Origin of the sequence: Ureibacillus sp. FSL K6-0786 (genome assembly GCF_037965165.1) — a bacterium.
GTDB classification, from domain to species: domain Bacteria; phylum Bacillota; class Bacilli; order Bacillales_A; family Planococcaceae; genus Ureibacillus; species Ureibacillus thermosphaericus.
Genome location: NZ_CP150191.1, coordinates 2,223,987 through 2,241,082, shown reverse-complemented (window position 1 = coordinate 2,241,082; position 17,096 = coordinate 2,223,987). Strand labels below are relative to the sequence as shown.

Sequence of the window (17,096 nt, the reverse complement as noted above, 5' to 3'; positions counted from 1 at the left end):
TTCCATATTTCGCTATCTTTAAGGTTACACTTCATCTATTGTACTGCTTCCCCATTATTCTGTCACTTTTCGCTCAATCCGTTCTTTTAAATGGCGTTTTAAAATTTTCCCAGTAGAATTTTTCGGCAATGATTGTATAATATGAAAAGCCTCTGGAATTTTATAAGTTGCCAAATGTTTTTCACAATGTTGAAGTAACTCATCATAATAGGCTTCTTCCTTTAAAACAATAAAGGCATGTACTTCTTCTCCATAATCTTCATTAGAAAAACCTACTACAGCTGCTTCCAATACTTTAGGGTGGGTATATAATACTTCTTCCACTTCACGCGGATATACATTATATCCCCCAACAATAATTAAATCTTTTTTGCGATCAACGATATAAATATATCCTTCTTCATCTTGTCTTGCCAAATCGCCAGTATATAACCAACCATCACGAATGGCTTTATCTGTTTCCTCAGGAGACTTATAATATCCTTTCATGACATTCGGTCCTTTACATATCAATTCTCCAACTTCTCCAATCGCTACATCATTCCCCTGGTCATCTACCACTTTATTTATTACGTTCGGAATGGAGGTACCAATTGAACCGGGTTTTGGCTTTTGTGTCGGAGAATTAAAACATGTAACTGGCGCTGCTTCCGATAATCCGTACCCTTCAAAAATTGGGATGTTAAACCTTGCTTCAAACTTTTCGAGTACTTTGATTGGGAGCGGAGCACCTCCGGAAATGGCTAATCGTAAACTAGAGAAACTTGAAGGCTCTCCTTCTTTGTATTGATGAAGAAAACTATACATCGTAGGAACCCCAGCAAACACGGTCGCATGATATTCCTTTGCAAGCTGAAAAATATATTTTGGAGAAAACCTTGGGGCAATTAATATCGTTGCACCAGTGCTTAATGGAACATTCAACACGACTGTTAAAGCAAATACATGATAAAAAGGCAAGGTGGCAATCACTCGATCTTCTTCCGAAAACAAAAAATAATCTCCAACGTCTCGTGCATTAGCATATAGATTTCCGTGAGTCAACATCACACCTTTAGGATGGCCAGTCGTTCCAGATGTATATAAAATGATCGCGATATCGTCCGCTTCCAACGATACCGGCTTCATAGAATATGAATGCTTTATTAAATCAGAGTAAAAATGGTACTTGCCTTCTTGCCGATCATGAAAAAGATGTGATGAATCTTTATCACAAAGAATTGAACCTTTTATTTGTGAAAATTTATTGGACAATTGATTAATTCGCCCTATCGAATCTTCTCCAGCAATAATCCACTTTACATCTCCATTGTCAACAATGTAAGACATTTCATCCAGCGTATACATCGGATTGATGGGAATTGAAACTGCTCCAATACGCATCAATGCATAATAAGCAATTAAAAAATGGGGACAATTTTGAAAAATTAGTGCTACATGGTCCCCTTTTTGAATGCCCAGTTGATTCATCGAAAAAGCAAGACTGCTTACTTTATCTTCAAATTCACCGTAAGTTGTTGAACGACCTTCAAAAATATAAGCAATTTTTTCTGGGTGGTTTAAAGACTGTTCGCGAACTTTTTTTACTAAATTCATACTAGCATCCCCAACTTAATTTTTTACGTGAGCAATATATCTCCATCGAATTAAATAGAAATAAATCACTTGCAATAAAATGATGAAAGAAAAAGCAAAGATGATTTCTTTTACAATTGATATATTGGCAATATCCTTTAATATATTTTGCAAAGCTAAAAAGGCAAATAAACTATGAACCATCGCCACACCCCAAGGCAAGAAAAACTGAGGAAATAATTGTGTTGTCACAAGGCGTTTTATTTCACTATCTGCAATGCCCATTCGCTTTAACACATCAAACTTTCGCTTTTCTGAATCTAAATTGGTATGAATTTTAAAGTAAATAAAACTACCAGCAGCCAGTAAAAATACTGCTGCAACTAATAACCCTACCAGTGTAAATAATGCGTAAGTTGATAAAACAAAAGAATAATTTAAACCGGCATTTTCAAAATAAAAAGGTAATCCATACCGCTCTTTTTCATATTCTTTTTGCACCTGTTTGTAAATAGACAACCCAACATCTTGTGCTTCTAACCATTGGGGAATATCAAATGCAAACAAATGATATCCAGGTTCCACATGTGGATATCCACTATAAGGCTTTTTTAAACGTAAAAAATCTTCATCGCTAATAATAATAGCATTTGGACTGACAATGGAACTTGGAAATATCAACTCCGGATATACTTGATTAATCGAAATCGGTACATTATTTTCTTTCAATACTGTATGCACAGTTCTTTTCGATAGTTTTTTAATTGCCTCTTCGGAGTACGGAATAAACATTCCTTCACCAGAATCTAATCGCACCATCGGATAACCATAAGAGAACAATAGACTGTTTATATCCGATTCTCGAAATACTTCTACTTCGTAATTCGTATAAGAGGACGTCTGTTTTTTTACTTCAAATCTTGTTAAATGGTATGAAAGACCTTTCAATTCCAACTCGTTCAAAATAGATCGAATATGAGCCCTTTCATAAGGGTTATCAATATGTCCCTTATATATCAAACCTAATGGATTTAGTTGATCGTATTTTGAAGTGTACGAAGACAGGGCTGCTAGCAACCCTACACATAAAAAAGCAGCAGCTGAGACCATTGTTACAACAAAAAACATTTTTCCATTGTTTTTCATGATCAATGTTTGCTCTGCAATGGATAACATTCTTGATTTTTTCCACGAAAAACTCTTCCGCTCTTTCATGTAATGAACGAAATATGAAGTAGAATCTGTAAAGAAAAAATACGTCCCAATGGTAATGAGAATTGGTATTAAAACAACGAACGGATAAAAATTCACTCGATTTGTTAATAACGCTAATACATATCCAATTGCTAAAAGAATGACTGCTAAAATTGCTCTCTTTTTTGAAAAATGATCGTTAATATTAACAAAATGATACCATTTCAATAAATCAATTATTTTTCTTTCTGGAGAAAAGTTAATGCTAATAATGGAAATGATGACGAATGCGCTAAAATAAACGGCTGCTGTTAAGACAAACGGCTCCCATTTAAAATATAAAGGCAGTTGGTCCAACATTAAAATTTCCCGAACAATCATAAAGAAAAATTTTGTGAAAGCATATCCAAAAAGGATGCCACACGCAATCGAAAGAGTTCCAATCAACGTTGTTTCCAAAAAGATAAGTCTGCTGAGCTGACGCTTTTCCATTCCTAAATGAAACAGAATGGCAAATTCTTTAGCACGCGCTTCTAAAAATGCTTTCATCGAATAAAAAATAAAAAACCATGAAAACACGACTAAAATAATTTCAGCAAATACTAAACCGCCAATCGGCACATTCCCTAAATAACCTTCATCAATTTCGGGATGGAACATAATCATCGAGTAAATAAAAAACACAAATACGGAGAAGAAACTTGCCATAAAGAATGCTGCATATATTCGAAAATTACGGATGACGTTACGGTAAGCGAATTGATGAAAGGTCACCGACTCTTCCCCCTAACAAGCTCAACACATTCAATATTCGTTGGAAAAATGTTTGCCTACGATCATCTCGATAGATTTCGTTAAAATATTCTCCATCTTTGATAAAAAGCACTCGATCACAGAAACTAGCTGCAATCGGGTCATGAGTTACCATGATAATGGTTGCATTTCGTTCTTTATTTATTTTACTTAACAGTTCGAGCACTTCTCTTGAATTGTGGGAATCTAAATTTCCAGTTGGTTCATCTGCCAAAATAATCGCTGGCTCGTGAATGAGAGCTCTTGCAATCGCTACTCTTTGTGCTTGACCACCCGATAACTCATCTGGCCTTTTCGTTAGTACTCCCATTAATCCCAACTTTTCTGCAAGCGTGTTTACTCGCTCTTCCATTAAAGAAACTGGCTGATTGTCAAGGGTAAGAGGCAGTACAATATTTTCTTCCACCGTCAACATTGGAAGCAAGTTAAAGTCTTGAAATATAAAACCAAGTTCTCGTCTTCGAAAATAAGCAAGTTCCGTTTTATTAAATAAATGAGGTTTCGTCCCATTAAAAATTATTTCGCCTGAAGTGGGTTTATCAATTGTGGAAATTAAATTTAATAACGTCGTTTTGCCGCTTCCACTAGGCCCCATGACCGCTAAAAATTCGCCTTTCTCCACTTCAAAACTCAACTGATTTAATGCTCGATTCGTTACCTTCCCTTCATACACTTTTGTTACATCGATGACTTGTAAAATTGCCATATAAGCTCCCTCTTTAAGCAAATTCTGTTTAAGATTCATTATTATTGGGAAATGTTTTAGAAATTCACCGAAATGATTGTTCCCTTACCGACTTCGGATTCAATCTTTAATTCGTGACCCAACTTCTCACAAATTTCCTTCGCCAAATATAACCCCATACCTGTAGACTCTCCCGTTTTTCGACCATTTTCTCCTGTAAAAAAGGGGTTAGTCACTCGCGATAAATCAGATTTTGGAATTCCAATTCCTTCATCTTGAACATACAACGTAACATTTGAATCGTTTTTTTTCACAAAAATTTTTACCTTTTTATTTTGCTCGAAAGTATATTTTACTGCGTTCGTAATAAACTGGTTAAGCATAAATTTTAACCATTTGGAATCTGTTGTAACTGTTATATCTTCATCAATATCAATGACCGGAAAGACATGTTTCGTAATAAATAAACGCTTATTGTCATTAATTGTTGCAGTGACAACACCTTTTAAGTTCACTTGTTCAATTTGCATATCCTCTTCAAACTTCTCAAGCCTTGCATTCATTAATACCATTTCCATGCCTCTTTTTAGTCGATCCACTTCCTCTTGGAGACTCGTTTTATCTAGGTTATTTTCCTCTTCCTGTAATAATAATTCTAAAACAGAGATAGGCGTTTTCATTTGGTGAATCCATTGATTTAAAAACTTTTCTTGTCTATTTTGGGTTGCATATAGATTTTGAACTTCATTTTGATACAGTCGATACAGTTCTTGGAAATAGGCTTCTGTTTGTAGATGCTCTGGTGTTTTTGCATTTTTTTGAAGCGCATCATCCATCGAGTTCGGCATATTGGAGATTCGTTCTAGAAAGTTTTTTCGAAACACATAACGAATGGCAAGATAGGAAAATGTAAGTAATAGGCTAATGATGACAGAATAAATTGCTGTATCTAAATTCCGAAAACCATCTAGCCAATATAGCGATAAAATGAATAAAACGACAATTAGCTCAAAGAGGATGAACGAAATATTTTCCTTTACAAATAATTTCAATCCCATGCTTACATTTCCTCCGAACTTAAAACAAATCGATAACCAGCCCCACGAACTGTTTCAATCACAGATTGAACTTCATATTCTGTTAGTTTCTTTCGTACTCGGGTCATATTGACATTCAATGTATTTTCATCGACAAAGGCTTGGTCATCCCAAAGCTCTTCCAATAATTTTTCTCGCGATACGACCTTTGGCGACTCTCTCATTAAAATATTTAAAATGGCACATTCTTTTTTCTGTAGCGGTATCTCCGTATTCTTCACATGCAATTCCATTCGTTCTAAATAAAGAGTCAATTGACCTAATTGAACAGTTCTCTCTTCTTGTCGTGAAGAATATTCACCATAAGTCCGTCTTAAATGACTTTTAATTTTTGCTAACACTATTTCATAATTGAATGGTTTTGTAATAAAATCATCCCCGCCATTCTCTAAAGCAAATATTTGATCCATCTCCCCGGAACGTGCGGAAATAAATATTATTGGGCATTTCGTATATTGTCTTAACTGTCTGCACCAATAATAGCCATCATAAGAAGGCAAGTTTATATCAAGCAAAATTAAATGTGGTGAAAATGCCATACATTCTTCCACAATTTCCTCAAAGTTTTTCACAATCTCAACTTCATATTGGTATCTTTTTAACGTATCAGCCAATAGTGAAGCAATTTTATAATCATCCTCTATTATAAAAATCCTCGAATTTTCCATAATCATTCCCCCTTTTCTGGAATGTCTAACTCTATTTTATCAAAAAAATTATAACGTTCATTTCATAGCACATTTTGATTTTCGATTTTGGCAATTTTTTCTTACCGATTCACAAAATATTCACAAAACAGTTTTGTAAAATGGGCATTTTCCTTATTGACGAATCCAAACTGTTATAATACAATTACAAATACAAACACCTATTATAAAACAGTTAATCATAAGGAGGTCCCCCTATGTTAGAAAATATTGTTGAATTCTTCAAAAATTTGCCAGATAAAATCTGTGTAAAATGCGGTGAAAAAATTGAAGAACAAAGTGAATGCTACACGAACACATGTGACAAATGCAGTTCACTATAATGATTGTTTATAAATAGTTGCTTACCTAATTGAATGAACTTACTATTAAATCGCTTAACAACATTGAAAATCGCTTATAAATTCGCTTATTTATTTTCAAACGTGAAGAGGCTTGAACAAATTCGCCTCTATCAATAGATAAAGATTAAATTCGCTGTTTCCTGTTATCATAAATGTTTGTCGGCTTAAGTTTTCAATCAGGAGAACTTAAGCCATTTTTTTCATTAGAAAAGTCAGTCATGATGGATGTTTATTTCAAAAAAAGTAGCAGCACATCCCTTGTAAGGTCTGTACTGCTTTAAATTTCGTTTCCAGCATTGATGATTACTTGTTCTGACAATATTTCCTGACTACCTATAAGCGGTTTTGTTACATATCTAGAAGTAATGGATAGTGGTGCGATCCCTTTACCTACAATATAAGATCGAACATCTAAAACTATGATACCTGCAGTTAACACATAATTTTTCCCATCAATTCTTTTCCTCGAATCAAAATCCGTATAGAATTCATCAAGAAAATTTACAGGTTCCAGTTCAGCCATTTTATAAACAATATCATTTTGATCTTTTGAATCGACATATTTTAACGCCGTATGAATATTTTTCATTATAAAATTGTTATATGTCACGTTAATTGCATGTCTGTTACTACTAGGTTTATTATTCCATTCGAATTCAATGATGATTCTGGCTGCCTCTCTCTCTTCATCTCTTGCTAAATCCATGACAATTGTATTAAACATTAAATGATTATGCTGTTTAGTAAAATCATTTTTCTCATAAATAATTTTTCGATGTTCCTCAATTATTCTATTATTATATCCATAGTGTTTAACTGTATTATTTTCAATCATCTTTACTAAAGATAAATGGTTTTGATAGTTTTTATCAAACTCTTTAATTTTCTCAATATCTACTTTCGAATATCCTTCGTTTTCTAATTGAGATTTATTTTTCGTTGAAAGCAATTCCATTTTTTCATAATCATCGTAATCTAATTCTTTCTCTAGATTTAACCAAAACAATAAAATAATGAAACTAATGCCAAACAAAATAATGAAAATTTTTCTCATCATTAATAAACTAATACCTCTTTCAAAAGTGAATTATTTTTTTCACTATATATCAATAACCAAAAATTAGGAATAGACTGAAAATACTATTTTTATCAAAAATCGGAAAATATATATTTAACGAAAAAATTCTCCTTTTACTCATGTTATAAGATTTAATGGCTCTATAATATTTGGTGTTGGTGGATACAACCAGCACCATTTTTTTACACAAAAAAATGAGACATGTGACAAACTCTGGTAAAATGTAATCGAACAAAACCTCATTTCCCAAAGGAGTTGTGTCACATGTCTCACCATCATTCTATACGAAACCTACTCAATATAAAAGACAAAAATATCACATTTGATGAAAATTTTTGTGCAGAAGAACTCATTAAAGGGGTCCAATCATATGGCTAATTAACTTACCAACCAAAAGCGTGCTATGCTTGTGGACATGTCTTTGATGATCAAATCATTAAACACGGTTTTAAAACGTCTCTCATTAAAATGCCTAGCATTTCAGGTTTTCATACTTACTTAAAATTGCGTAAACAGCGTTATTTCTGTAAACATTGTCATTCCACGTTTACTTGAAAAACGAGCGTCGTGGCTAAAAACTGTTGTATTTCCAACAATACCAAAGAATCAATTGCTTTAAACGCCAAAGATAAAATATCCGAAAAAGATATTGCCATCAAACACAATGTATCTCATGCCACTGTCAGTCGTGTCATTGACAGCTTTTATAGCTACTATCAACCAAATGTTCACTACCTTCCACAGCATTTGTGTTTTGATGAGTTTAAATCAGTGAAATCCGCAGCTGGAGCGATGTCCTTATTTTCTGCGACTCTGAAACGGGGGAGATTGTGGTTATCGTGGAGGACCGAAGATTACATGTCCTCAAAGAGTATTTCTTACGGTATTCCAAGAAGGCGAGAGATGCGGTAAAAACGATTGTCATCGATATGTACAGCCCTTATATTTCCTTAATCCAAGAAGTTTTCCCGACAAATTCCATATCCTCCAACTATTTAGCAGAGCTTTAAACAAAACGCGCATCAACGTCATGAATCGGGATAAAAAGAATTACAATAAATTGAAAACATACTGGAAGCTCCTTCTGAAAGATCAAACAAAACTTGATTATAAGAACTATACATATCATCGTTGCTTTAAAAAGCATATGTGTGAGGTGGAGATTCTCCACTATCTCATTGATTTAGATTCTGAATTAAAAGCGTCCTATGAGTTATACCAATACGTGCAACATTGCATAAAAATCAAAGACTTTGAGCTCCTAAAGAAAACATTAGAGAATAAACAAAATATCGTTTCCAGCTATATGAAAACCGCCATCAAGACAATCAACAAATACATCAATTACGTCGAGAATACGCTAAAGTACGATTATAATAACGGCATTTTAGAGGGGATTAATAACAAATTCAAAGTGATTAAACGCATTTCTTTCGGTTATCGATCCTTCTATCACTTTAGAAACCGAATATTCATTACCCAAAACTTAGCGAAAATAAAAACAGCTTAGGGGAACCTCGAATTTCCCCTAAGCCATCCGATTACATATCACCAAATAATGTCACTAAAATTTATTCACCAACACCATTTGACAAAGAACCGATTTAATCATAAAAGTATCTGTTAATTCTAAAAAATATCATAGCCTGTGAAATTTTTACGAAACGTAAAATTTCACAGGCTTTCATTTCTGAAGTGTATATTATTTTTCATTATTTGAAACTAGTGATTACTTCCATGAGAATCTCCATGTCCATGCTGACTATGATCGTGTTGCATTTGTTCAGTATCCTCTTTTGAAGTATCTTCTTCTGGGATTACTTTATCCATATCCGGCTCTCCTGCCACGATTTGTTGTTTCGGCATGACATGTAAGCCGCGAGCTGTCGTATGTGCATACATATAATAAACGCCATCATGATCAAAAGTATATTCTGCTTTATAAACACCATCACCGACATGTTCCCCTGTAATCATTGTTCCATGATCGCGCAATCCTGATTCCCAAACTTCAAATTTTACTTCATCTGCATCCTCCACATTTTCATTGTTTTGTGTTACATGAGCAGCTAGTTCCACCGGTTCTCCGACTTTCACTTCTGTAGGCGTTAAAATTTCTACTTTTACTTCCAAATCGGATACATCAATTGGTTCTTCATTTGTATCAACTTCCGGTTCATTTGATGAACACCCAATCATTAACATTGGTACAGCTAATAATGTAATCAACATTTTTTTCATATTAATCTTCCTCCATTATTGGTAATGATATTTTCACAAGCGTTCCTTTTCCGAGAACACTATCTATATGCAATTTTCCATCATGTAACTTCACCAATTGCTCTACTATTGATAATCCTAATCCTGCCCCACCGTCAAATCGACTTCGCGCCTTATTGACCCGGTAGAATCTTTCGGTCACATGAGGGAGATCTTCTGCTGGAATACCGATTCCTTTATCTTGAAACTCGATGATTGCATGATGATTAGATTGATAACAATTGATGGCAACTTTGCCATTTTCATTTGAGTAGCGTATTGCATTTTCAATCACGTTAATGAAAATTCGTTTTAATTTTTCTTCATCCCCTTGGACAATTATATTGTCGTCTAGGTTTGTTGCAATGATAATGTTCTTTTCATGAGCTTGTCCTTCCAATAGCTTAATTGACTCCCGAATGGTCTCGGATAAAACAATCGGAAGCAGTTCCATTTCTTCACTATCTTTTCTAACGAGCTGAAGCAATTCGTTTGTCATGCGTTCCATGCGATTCGCTTCACGATGAATTAGCTCCATTGCCTCATCTCGTTCTTTTCCTACTAATAGTTGTTGCTGAATAGCCTCACTATAACCTTTAATATAACTAATTGGTGTACGTAATTCATGAGAAACGGTTGCTAAGAAGGATTTTTGTTTTTCATCTTCTCGTTGAATCGCTTCTGCCATATGGTTAAATGCATCTGACAGCATTCCGACTTCATCTTTTGAAGTCACCTTTACCCTTGCACTGTAATCCCCTTCTGACATTTGTTCTACTGCTCGTTGCAATTCATTGAGCGGACGCATGATTCGCTGTAAACTTTTATAAACAAAAATGGCAATGACGAGAGTAAAAAGCAATCCTCCCACCATCAATATAGCCACTTCATTTTTAGCTAATTCAGTAATTTTTGCCAAAGGATAATAAATATAAATAATTCCTTCCAATCTTTTTTGATCCGTGAGTGGCAATATCACCGAAACTACTTCTCGCTTGAATCGCTCTTCGTATCCGATTTTTGTAACAGTCTCTCCATTTAATAAAATCCGCCGTTCGTTCGGACCAATCAACGTATTATAATCGATTTCAAAAGGGACGCAAGCACTTAGTTCACGAGGGTTCCGGACTGCAAATACATGATAGTTCGAATGCATATTAAACGCTTCAACCATCTCCACATATTCATCGGTTACTTTACCACCTGTATACATGGATTGGATGTTTTCACCAATCTCCATCATCTCGCTTTTTGTATCTTCCACATAAAATTGTTCATAGAGAAAATCTGCAAATAGATACATAAATACGATGGTCACCATTAAGTAAGCAATGATTAATACCCAAATTTTTGTTGATAACTTTCTCATACTAGTTCGAAGCGATAGCCAATCCCCCACACTGTTTGGATGTAGTCGCTTGCCTCCTTTGAAATTTTCCCTAATTTTAATCTTAATGTTTTGATATGGGTATCGACCGTCCTCGTCCCACCATCATAATCAATCTCCCAAATCTTCTCTAATAATTGTTCGCGGGAAAAAACTGTACTTGGATTTTTCATAAATAATTGAAGCAAATCGAATTCTTTTAATGTTAATGTTACTTTTTGATTGTTGACATACACTTTTCGAGAGACTTCATCTAACTTAATAACGCCTCTTTCAAGAATCGGTTGTCTATTTAAGCCCGTCCTTCTTAAAACTGCCTGTATTCTGGCAACTAATTCGCTAGCAGTGAAAGGTTTCACGATGTAATCATCCCCACCGATTGTCAAACCTTTCACTTTGTCTTCATTGCCATCTCTTGCTGTTAAAAAGATTATTGGTACGGAAGAAATATTACGGATTTTTTGGCAGACAAGAAATCCGTCTTCATTGGGCATCATGACATCCAGAAGGACGATATCCGCTTCATTTGATTCGATTATTGGATAAGCATCTTTTCCACTTTCAACGGCGATTGTATGAAAAAAGGATTTAGAAAGCATCACTTCTATTAAATTTCTCATATCTTGTTCATCATCTATGATTAGTACTGTCGGCATCTTCAAACCTCCCTCACTAGCAGCTGGAACGGTCCATGTTCGGTGGAAACCGATTTCTGTATCTCCCCATTTTGTATAAAATAAATTTGATTGTCGTCAAAGCCAGCAACGATGATTTGATCTTTAAAAGAAGCTACAGCAAATGGGTTTGCACCTACTTCTTTTCTCCATAACACATTACCCTTCACATCACAAGCAAACAATTCATTTGAGCCATGATTCGTGATGTATATAATATCTTCATTTCTAGTAAATCCAACAGGCATATGGGAAACTTGAATTTCTTGAATGAACTGCCCCGTTTTTAAATCATGTACTTTTACAACTTGATTTGGACGACTTCCAGCGCCGTGTCCACCTATCCAAAGGGTGTTTGTTTCTTCCACAATCATTAAACCACTAGATGATTTATCTATACTCCATTCATCAACCAGTGTCATTGATTTTATATCTACAACTGAAAGTACAGGTGCCTTGTAGTTGATAATATATAATTTCCCTTGATGACTATCCATTGACATTGGATAATCCGTTAAACGAAGTTCTCCTTGTTTTTTTCCATGTTCATCAAAGGAAGTGACTGTATTATGTTTACTATTGGTAATGAACAGTAAATGTTCTTCTTGATCGTAATAGGCATTTGTTGTTCCTATCCCCGTTTCAATCGACTGAATTAATTTTCCTGTGGATAGCTCATAAATATCGATTTCATTTAGTTGATGCCCGTATAGCACAAGTCGATCGTAAGGAATTAGCGTTGCACCAGTATATGATTTATCGAATTTCCATGTTGCAATTCGTTCACCTTTCGAATCAAAAAAATCAAGGGAAGGATCTATTATATTTAGAGAAGCAACAAAGGATTGATGTTGATTTATCGATTGAAAACGCTCATCTTCACATCCTTGTAATATCCAAAAACAGAAAATGATTATGAAGGTTATCCATCTTTTCAAACAATCACCCCAAGTTCTATAGTAATGAAAAATTGTGAAGTTTGAATGAAATAAATTTGACAATCAATTCAATTTTTTTATTTATTATAGCTAAAATTTGTGTCGATACTATTTCGGCTTGTGCAGATGCAACTTCGGCTTGTGCAAATAATCCTCGCGTTTGTGTTTATGATACCCGTTCTCGTGTACTTATCCTTCAAACTTGTGCATATAACTCCTCCGCTCGTGCATTTAACCCCACACTTGTGCACTTAACCCCCAAGCTCGTGCACTTATCCTACGCACTTGTGCACTTAAACTCAAGCTCGTGCACTTATCCTACGCACTTGTGCACTTAAACTCAAGCTCGTGCACTTATCCTACGCACTCGTGCACTTAAACTCAAGCTCGTGCACTTATCCTACGCACTTGTGTATTTAACACTCAAGCTCGTGCACTTAACCAACGCACTTGTGCATTTAACACTCAAGCTCGTGCACTTATCCTACGCACTTGTGCATTTAACACTCGAGCTCGTGCACTTAACCAACGCACTTGTGCACTTAAACTCAAGCTCGTGCACTTAACCAACGCACTTGTGCATTTAACACTCAAGCTCGTGCACTTAACCAACGCACTCGTGCACATACCCCTCAAGCTCGTGCACTTATCCTACGCACTTGCACTTGACCTTTTTTCCCGTGTATTTACCTCATTTGCACGTGCATTTCATATGCATTATTAGCTTTTCCAGTTCCTACTAAAAATACGAAAAGTGCTGTTCCGAAAGTCAATGAATATTGACATTCCGGAGCAGCACTTTAACTAGTGAATGATGAGATACCATAAAACTGTTCAGCAATTTTTTTACTCTGCTACCATCACATTATTACGCTAAAATACTAGACTCTTCATGAAATAATTCCGACATGATTTCACGTGCAGCCTGTTTTCCTTGCGATACACAATCTGGAACACTGATTCCTTCATAAGAACTTCCGGCTAATTTAACATGAGGGAATTCTTTCTTCAGGATTTCTCTCATTTTCTGCAAACGTTTCTCATGGCCAACCGTATATTGTGGCATTGATTGCTTCCAGCGAGAAACTACCGTAAATTGAGGTTGTTGCTTAATGCCAAGAGATTTCTCTAAATCATGAAGAACCGTTTTTTCTATATCTGCATCCGACAATTCAACGATTGCTTCATCCCCTACACGACCAATATACGTTCGGAGTAAATCATATCCAGCTGGAGCTACATTGTCCCATTTATGATTACACCATGTACAAGTCGTAATTGAAATATCACTATTTCTCGAGAAATAAAAATTAATTGCATCTTCATAAAGCTGATTTTCTAATTTTTGAAAAGCCATCGTTACCGTTGCAATCGTTGCATAGTTCATATCGGGTATTTCATGAAAAAATCCGTAATGCTCAAACATTTTTTTCGCTTCATTTAAAGGCGTTGTCACAATCACTGCATGGCATTTTAATGGAGCAATATTATTAAAGTAGATTTGTAGTGTCCCATCTTGCAATTTATCAATCGATTCAACTTTGACTCCTTTTAAAATCGATTTAGGCGGTAAATGTTCCTCTATTTTTTCCACTAAAGTTTCCAAGCCATTTTTGAAAGTTTGAAACCCTTTCACCTGACTATGAAGTAATGAAAATTGCGTTTTTTTCATTCCATAAATTAAGCTACGATATTGTTTTTCCATTTCATATATTTCAGGAAACATTGATTGGATACTCAACCGATCAATGTCTCCTGCAAAAGTACCTGCTAGCAGCGGCTCCACTAAATTTTCAACTACTTCTTTCCCAAAACGGCGCCGGAAAAAGTCCCCAATCGGTTCATCCTTATCTTCTTTAGTTTTAGGCAATAATAAATCTCCTGCAGCACGAAATTTTCCACTTAATGAAACAATCCCAGAAGTTAATAATGAGGGGACAATAGGTGCTCCACCAAACAAAATGCTTTTCGGAATTGGATATAGGTGTTTACCTACAGCCACATAAGTTTGACCTTCTCTATTGCATACAACTTCATCTTGAATGCCTAAATGTTTGGTTATTTCAATCATGCTCTCATCATGATCAATAAAAGATTCCGGACCCCGTTCAATAATGAATCCATCTTTCCTTAACGTTTGGATTTTACCACCTAATCGTAATGAAGATTCGATTAACACCACATCTAATGGTAAGTGATTTTCCCGTGCACACTTATCTAAATAGAACGCTGCTGTTAATCCCGTTATACCGCCGCCAATTACAGCAATTTTCTTTCTAATCGTCACCCTCATCATCACTTTCTATTATTTCTCTAACTTTTTAAAAATGGCATCTACCATCGCATCGATAAATAAAGGATGGGTACTTGGCATTGGTGGGCGATAGTAATGCGCCCCCAGCTCATCACATACATCTTTACATTCAATATCGTTGTCATATAAAACTTCCAAATGCTCTGTTACGAAACCGACTGGTGCATATACGAACGAACGGTATCCTTTTTTCTCATAAAGTTCTCGAGTCAAATCTTGAACATCTGGACCAAGCCACGGTTCAGGAGTTTGTCCTGCAGATTGCCATCCAATTTCAATATTTTGAATCCCCGTTTTTTCTTGAATCAAACGAGCCGTTTCAATGAGCTGTTCCTCATATGGGTCGCCCAAATTTTTAATTTTTTCTGGCAGTGAATGGTTGGAAACAATTACACAAGCTTTTTCTCTTTCTTCCTCCGTCATTTTATCAAATTCTGCTAGGATCGCTTGTGACCAATATTCAATAAATTTCGGTTCATCATACCATGCTTCTACTGAAGTGATGTTTAGTGTACCGCCTAATTTTTCAGCAGCTTCTTTCGCTCGACCATTATATGATTTAATAGAAAACGTTGAAAAATGAGGCGCCAATACAATCGAAACGGCTTCTCGAATTCCATCTTTCACCATTTCTTCGACTGCATCTTCAATAAATGGTTCAATATGTTTTAATCCAATATAAAGTTTATATTCCACTTCGTCTTGTACTTCATTTAATCGATTGACAAGTGCTTCTGCTTGTTTTTTAGTCATTTCTGCAAGAGGAGAAATTCCGCCAATCGCCTTATAACGAGCTTTTAAATCCTCTAAATGTTCATCAGAAGGCTTTCGTCCATGACGAATATGTGTGTAATATCTTTCAATATCTTCTTCTTTATATGGCGTTCCATAAGCCATTACTAGTAGACCGTGTACTGGTTTCAATGTTTTCACCTCAAAAAAATTTTTTTCATCATTCATTATTTAGTTTTGCAATCCGTTCACGACTATAATCATGAATCAATGCTGTTAATCGTTTTAATACTTCCGGATTTACTTCTGGGAATATACCATGTCCTAAATTAAAGATATGTCCTGGCACTTCAATTCCTTGATCAATAATGTCTTTTGTTCTGCGTTCAATTACGGACCAGTCCGCTAATAAAATGGAAGGGTCTAAGTTTCCTTGAACAGCTTTCTCTACTCCTAGTTCACGAGCTTTTCGAATTGGCATGCGCCAGTCAAGTCCAATTACATCAATCGGTAAGTCATTCCATTCGTTGATTAAATGACTTGCGCCCACACCAAATAAAATTAATGGTACATTTTGATTTCGTAATTCTGCAAAAATGCGAGTCATAACTGGTTTAATGAATACTCGGTAATCTTCAACGTTCAATGCGCCAACCCAAGAGTCAAACACTTGAATTGCACTAGCTCCAGCTTCCACTTGAGCTGTGATATCAGCAATAATCATATCTGCTAATTTATCCATCAATTTAAACCAAGCTTTTGGATCGGATACCATGAACGATTTTGTCTTGCTGTAATTTCGAGATGGACCGCCTTCAATCATGTAGCTAGCTAAAGTAAAAGGAGCACCTGTAAATCCAATTAACGGCACATCCAATTGCTCTTCCGTTAAAATTTTAATCGTCTCAAGCACATATGGAGTATGTTCTTTCGGATAAAATTCCCCTAACTTTTCAACATCTTCCGCACTTCTAATAGGGTTTGAAATCACTGGTCCAACACCGGCTTGAATTTTTACATCAACCCCGATACCAGGCAAAGGCGTCACGATATCTTTATAAAGTATTGCGGCATCAACGTTATATTGTTCCACAGGTAATCTTGTTACATATGCACAAAGTTCTGGTTGTTGAGTAATTTCCTCCAGTGAATATTTTTCTTTTAATTTTCGATACTCTGGTTGAGAGCGCCCTGCTTGACGCATATACCAAACAGGAGTATATTCCGTTCGTTCTCCTCTCGCTGCTCTAATCAGTGTGTCGTTTATTTGCCTCATTTTTTCTTTACCTTCCCCTCAAA

14 protein-coding genes and 1 pseudogene are annotated in these 17,096 nt (G+C 35.5%); 2 read left to right on the top strand and 13 right to left on the bottom strand.

Going from position 1 to position 17,096, the window contains the following annotated elements:
• Positions 1-54: 54 nt before the first annotated feature.
• From NSQ18_RS11010 to NSQ18_RS10990, 5 genes are read right to left on the bottom strand one after another with little or no spacing between them, the layout of a single operon-like run.
• On the bottom strand, positions 55-1,596 hold the full coding sequence (locus tag NSQ18_RS11010) for a long-chain-fatty-acid--CoA ligase (protein WP_339288066.1): 1,542 nt from the start codon (positions 1,594-1,596) through the stop codon (positions 55-57).
• 15 nt (positions 1,597-1,611) lie between these two features.
• On the bottom strand, positions 1,612-3,543 hold the full coding sequence (locus NSQ18_RS11005; RefSeq protein WP_339288064.1) for an ABC transporter permease: 1,932 nt from the start codon (positions 3,541-3,543) through the stop codon (positions 1,612-1,614).
• Positions 3,515-4,288 (bottom strand): ABC transporter ATP-binding protein, encoded by a 774-nt coding sequence (locus NSQ18_RS11000; protein ID WP_168412530.1) that lies wholly within the window; start codon positions 4,286-4,288, stop codon positions 3,515-3,517. The genes NSQ18_RS11005 and NSQ18_RS11000 overlap by 29 nt, the downstream gene beginning before the upstream one ends.
• A 56-nt stretch (positions 4,289-4,344) precedes the next feature.
• A complete protein-coding gene (locus NSQ18_RS10995) occupies positions 4,345-5,325 on the bottom strand; it encodes a sensor histidine kinase (RefSeq protein WP_168412529.1) in 981 nt (326 codons plus the stop codon).
• Between the two features lie 2 nt (positions 5,326-5,327).
• Positions 5,328-6,032, bottom strand: a complete 705-nt coding sequence (locus NSQ18_RS10990; protein ID WP_016838723.1) for a response regulator transcription factor — start codon at positions 6,030-6,032, stop codon at positions 5,328-5,330.
• A gap of 236 nt (positions 6,033-6,268) precedes the next feature.
• On the opposite strand from NSQ18_RS10990, the gene yhfH reads away from it, so the two are divergent.
• The gene (yhfH, locus tag NSQ18_RS10985) at positions 6,269-6,394 is read left to right on the top strand and encodes a protein YhfH (RefSeq protein ID WP_016838724.1); all 126 of its coding nucleotides are present in this window, start codon (positions 6,269-6,271) and stop codon (positions 6,392-6,394) included.
• A gap of 298 nt (positions 6,395-6,692) precedes the next feature.
• On the opposite strand, the gene NSQ18_RS10980 is transcribed toward yhfH, so the two are convergent.
• Positions 6,693-7,472, bottom strand: coding sequence for a hypothetical protein (locus tag NSQ18_RS10980; RefSeq protein WP_339288061.1), 780 nt, complete (start codon positions 7,470-7,472; stop codon positions 6,693-6,695).
• 851 nt (positions 7,473-8,323) lie between these two features.
• On the opposite strand from NSQ18_RS10980, the pseudogene NSQ18_RS10975 reads away from it, so the two are divergent.
• Positions 8,324-9,003, top strand: a pseudogene (locus NSQ18_RS10975) (transposase).
• A gap of 212 nt (positions 9,004-9,215) precedes the next feature.
• On the opposite strand, the gene NSQ18_RS10970 reads toward NSQ18_RS10975, so the two are convergent.
• From NSQ18_RS10970 to hemE, 7 genes are all read right to left on the bottom strand, one after another.
• Positions 9,216-9,734 (bottom strand): FixH family protein, encoded by a 519-nt coding sequence (locus tag NSQ18_RS10970; protein ID WP_016838121.1) that lies wholly within the window; start codon positions 9,732-9,734, stop codon positions 9,216-9,218.
• A gap of 1 nt (position 9,735) precedes the next feature.
• The gene (locus tag NSQ18_RS10965; protein WP_339288058.1) at positions 9,736-11,121 is read right to left on the bottom strand and encodes a HAMP domain-containing sensor histidine kinase; all 1,386 of its coding nucleotides are present in this window, start codon (positions 11,119-11,121) and stop codon (positions 9,736-9,738) included.
• Complete coding sequence (locus NSQ18_RS10960; RefSeq protein WP_016838123.1) at positions 11,118-11,795, bottom strand: response regulator transcription factor; 678 nt, start codon at positions 11,793-11,795, stop codon at positions 11,118-11,120. Before NSQ18_RS10960 ends, NSQ18_RS10965 begins: the two co-directional genes overlap by 4 nt.
• Before the next feature lie 2 nt (positions 11,796-11,797).
• On the bottom strand, positions 11,798-12,751 hold the full coding sequence (locus NSQ18_RS10955) for a YncE family protein (RefSeq protein ID WP_339288056.1): 954 nt from the start codon (positions 12,749-12,751) through the stop codon (positions 11,798-11,800).
• Between the two features lie 868 nt (positions 12,752-13,619).
• A complete protein-coding gene (gene hemY, locus NSQ18_RS10950; RefSeq protein WP_311733642.1) occupies positions 13,620-15,044 on the bottom strand; it encodes a protoporphyrinogen oxidase in 1,425 nt (474 codons plus the stop codon).
• Between the two features lie 12 nt (positions 15,045-15,056).
• Positions 15,057-15,989, bottom strand: a complete 933-nt coding sequence (gene hemH, locus NSQ18_RS10945) for a ferrochelatase (protein ID WP_026019058.1) — start codon at positions 15,987-15,989, stop codon at positions 15,057-15,059.
• A gap of 28 nt (positions 15,990-16,017) precedes the next feature.
• On the bottom strand, positions 16,018-17,073 hold the full coding sequence (hemE, locus tag NSQ18_RS10940; RefSeq protein ID WP_016838127.1) for a uroporphyrinogen decarboxylase: 1,056 nt from the start codon (positions 17,071-17,073) through the stop codon (positions 16,018-16,020).
• Positions 17,074-17,096 lie beyond the last annotated feature (23 nt).

What these genes read in the sequence shown, in the direction of transcription:
- NSQ18_RS10970 (WP_016838121.1), bottom strand. Translation starts at nt 9,734, where the DNA reads ATGAAAAAAATGTTGATTACATTATTAGCTGTACCAATGTTAATGATT.
- NSQ18_RS10995 (WP_168412529.1), bottom strand. Translation starts at nt 5,325, where the DNA reads ATGGGATTGAAATTATTTGTAAAGGAAAATATTTCGTTCATCCTCTTT.
- NSQ18_RS10960 (WP_016838123.1), bottom strand. Translation starts at nt 11,795, where the DNA reads ATGCCGACAGTACTAATCATAGATGATGAACAAGATATGAGAAATTTA.
- hemE (WP_016838127.1), bottom strand. Translation starts at nt 17,073, where the DNA reads ATGAGGCAAATAAACGACACACTGATTAGAGCAGCGAGAGGAGAACGA.
- NSQ18_RS10980 (WP_339288061.1), bottom strand. Translation starts at nt 7,472, where the DNA reads ATGATGAGAAAAATTTTCATTATTTTGTTTGGCATTAGTTTCATTATT.
- NSQ18_RS10990 (WP_016838723.1), bottom strand. Translation starts at nt 6,032, where the DNA reads ATGGAAAATTCGAGGATTTTTATAATAGAGGATGATTATAAAATTGCT.
- hemY (WP_311733642.1), bottom strand. Translation starts at nt 15,044, where the DNA reads ATGAGGGTGACGATTAGAAAGAAAATTGCTGTAATTGGCGGCGGTATA.
- yhfH (WP_016838724.1), top strand. Translation starts at nt 6,269, where the DNA reads ATGTTAGAAAATATTGTTGAATTCTTCAAAAATTTGCCAGATAAAATC.
- NSQ18_RS11000 (WP_168412530.1), bottom strand. Translation starts at nt 4,288, where the DNA reads ATGGCAATTTTACAAGTCATCGATGTAACAAAAGTGTATGAAGGGAAG.
- NSQ18_RS10965 (WP_339288058.1), bottom strand. Translation starts at nt 11,121, where the DNA reads ATGAGAAAGTTATCAACAAAAATTTGGGTATTAATCATTGCTTACTTA.
- NSQ18_RS11010 (WP_339288066.1), bottom strand. Translation starts at nt 1,596, where the DNA reads ATGAATTTAGTAAAAAAAGTTCGCGAACAGTCTTTAAACCACCCAGAA.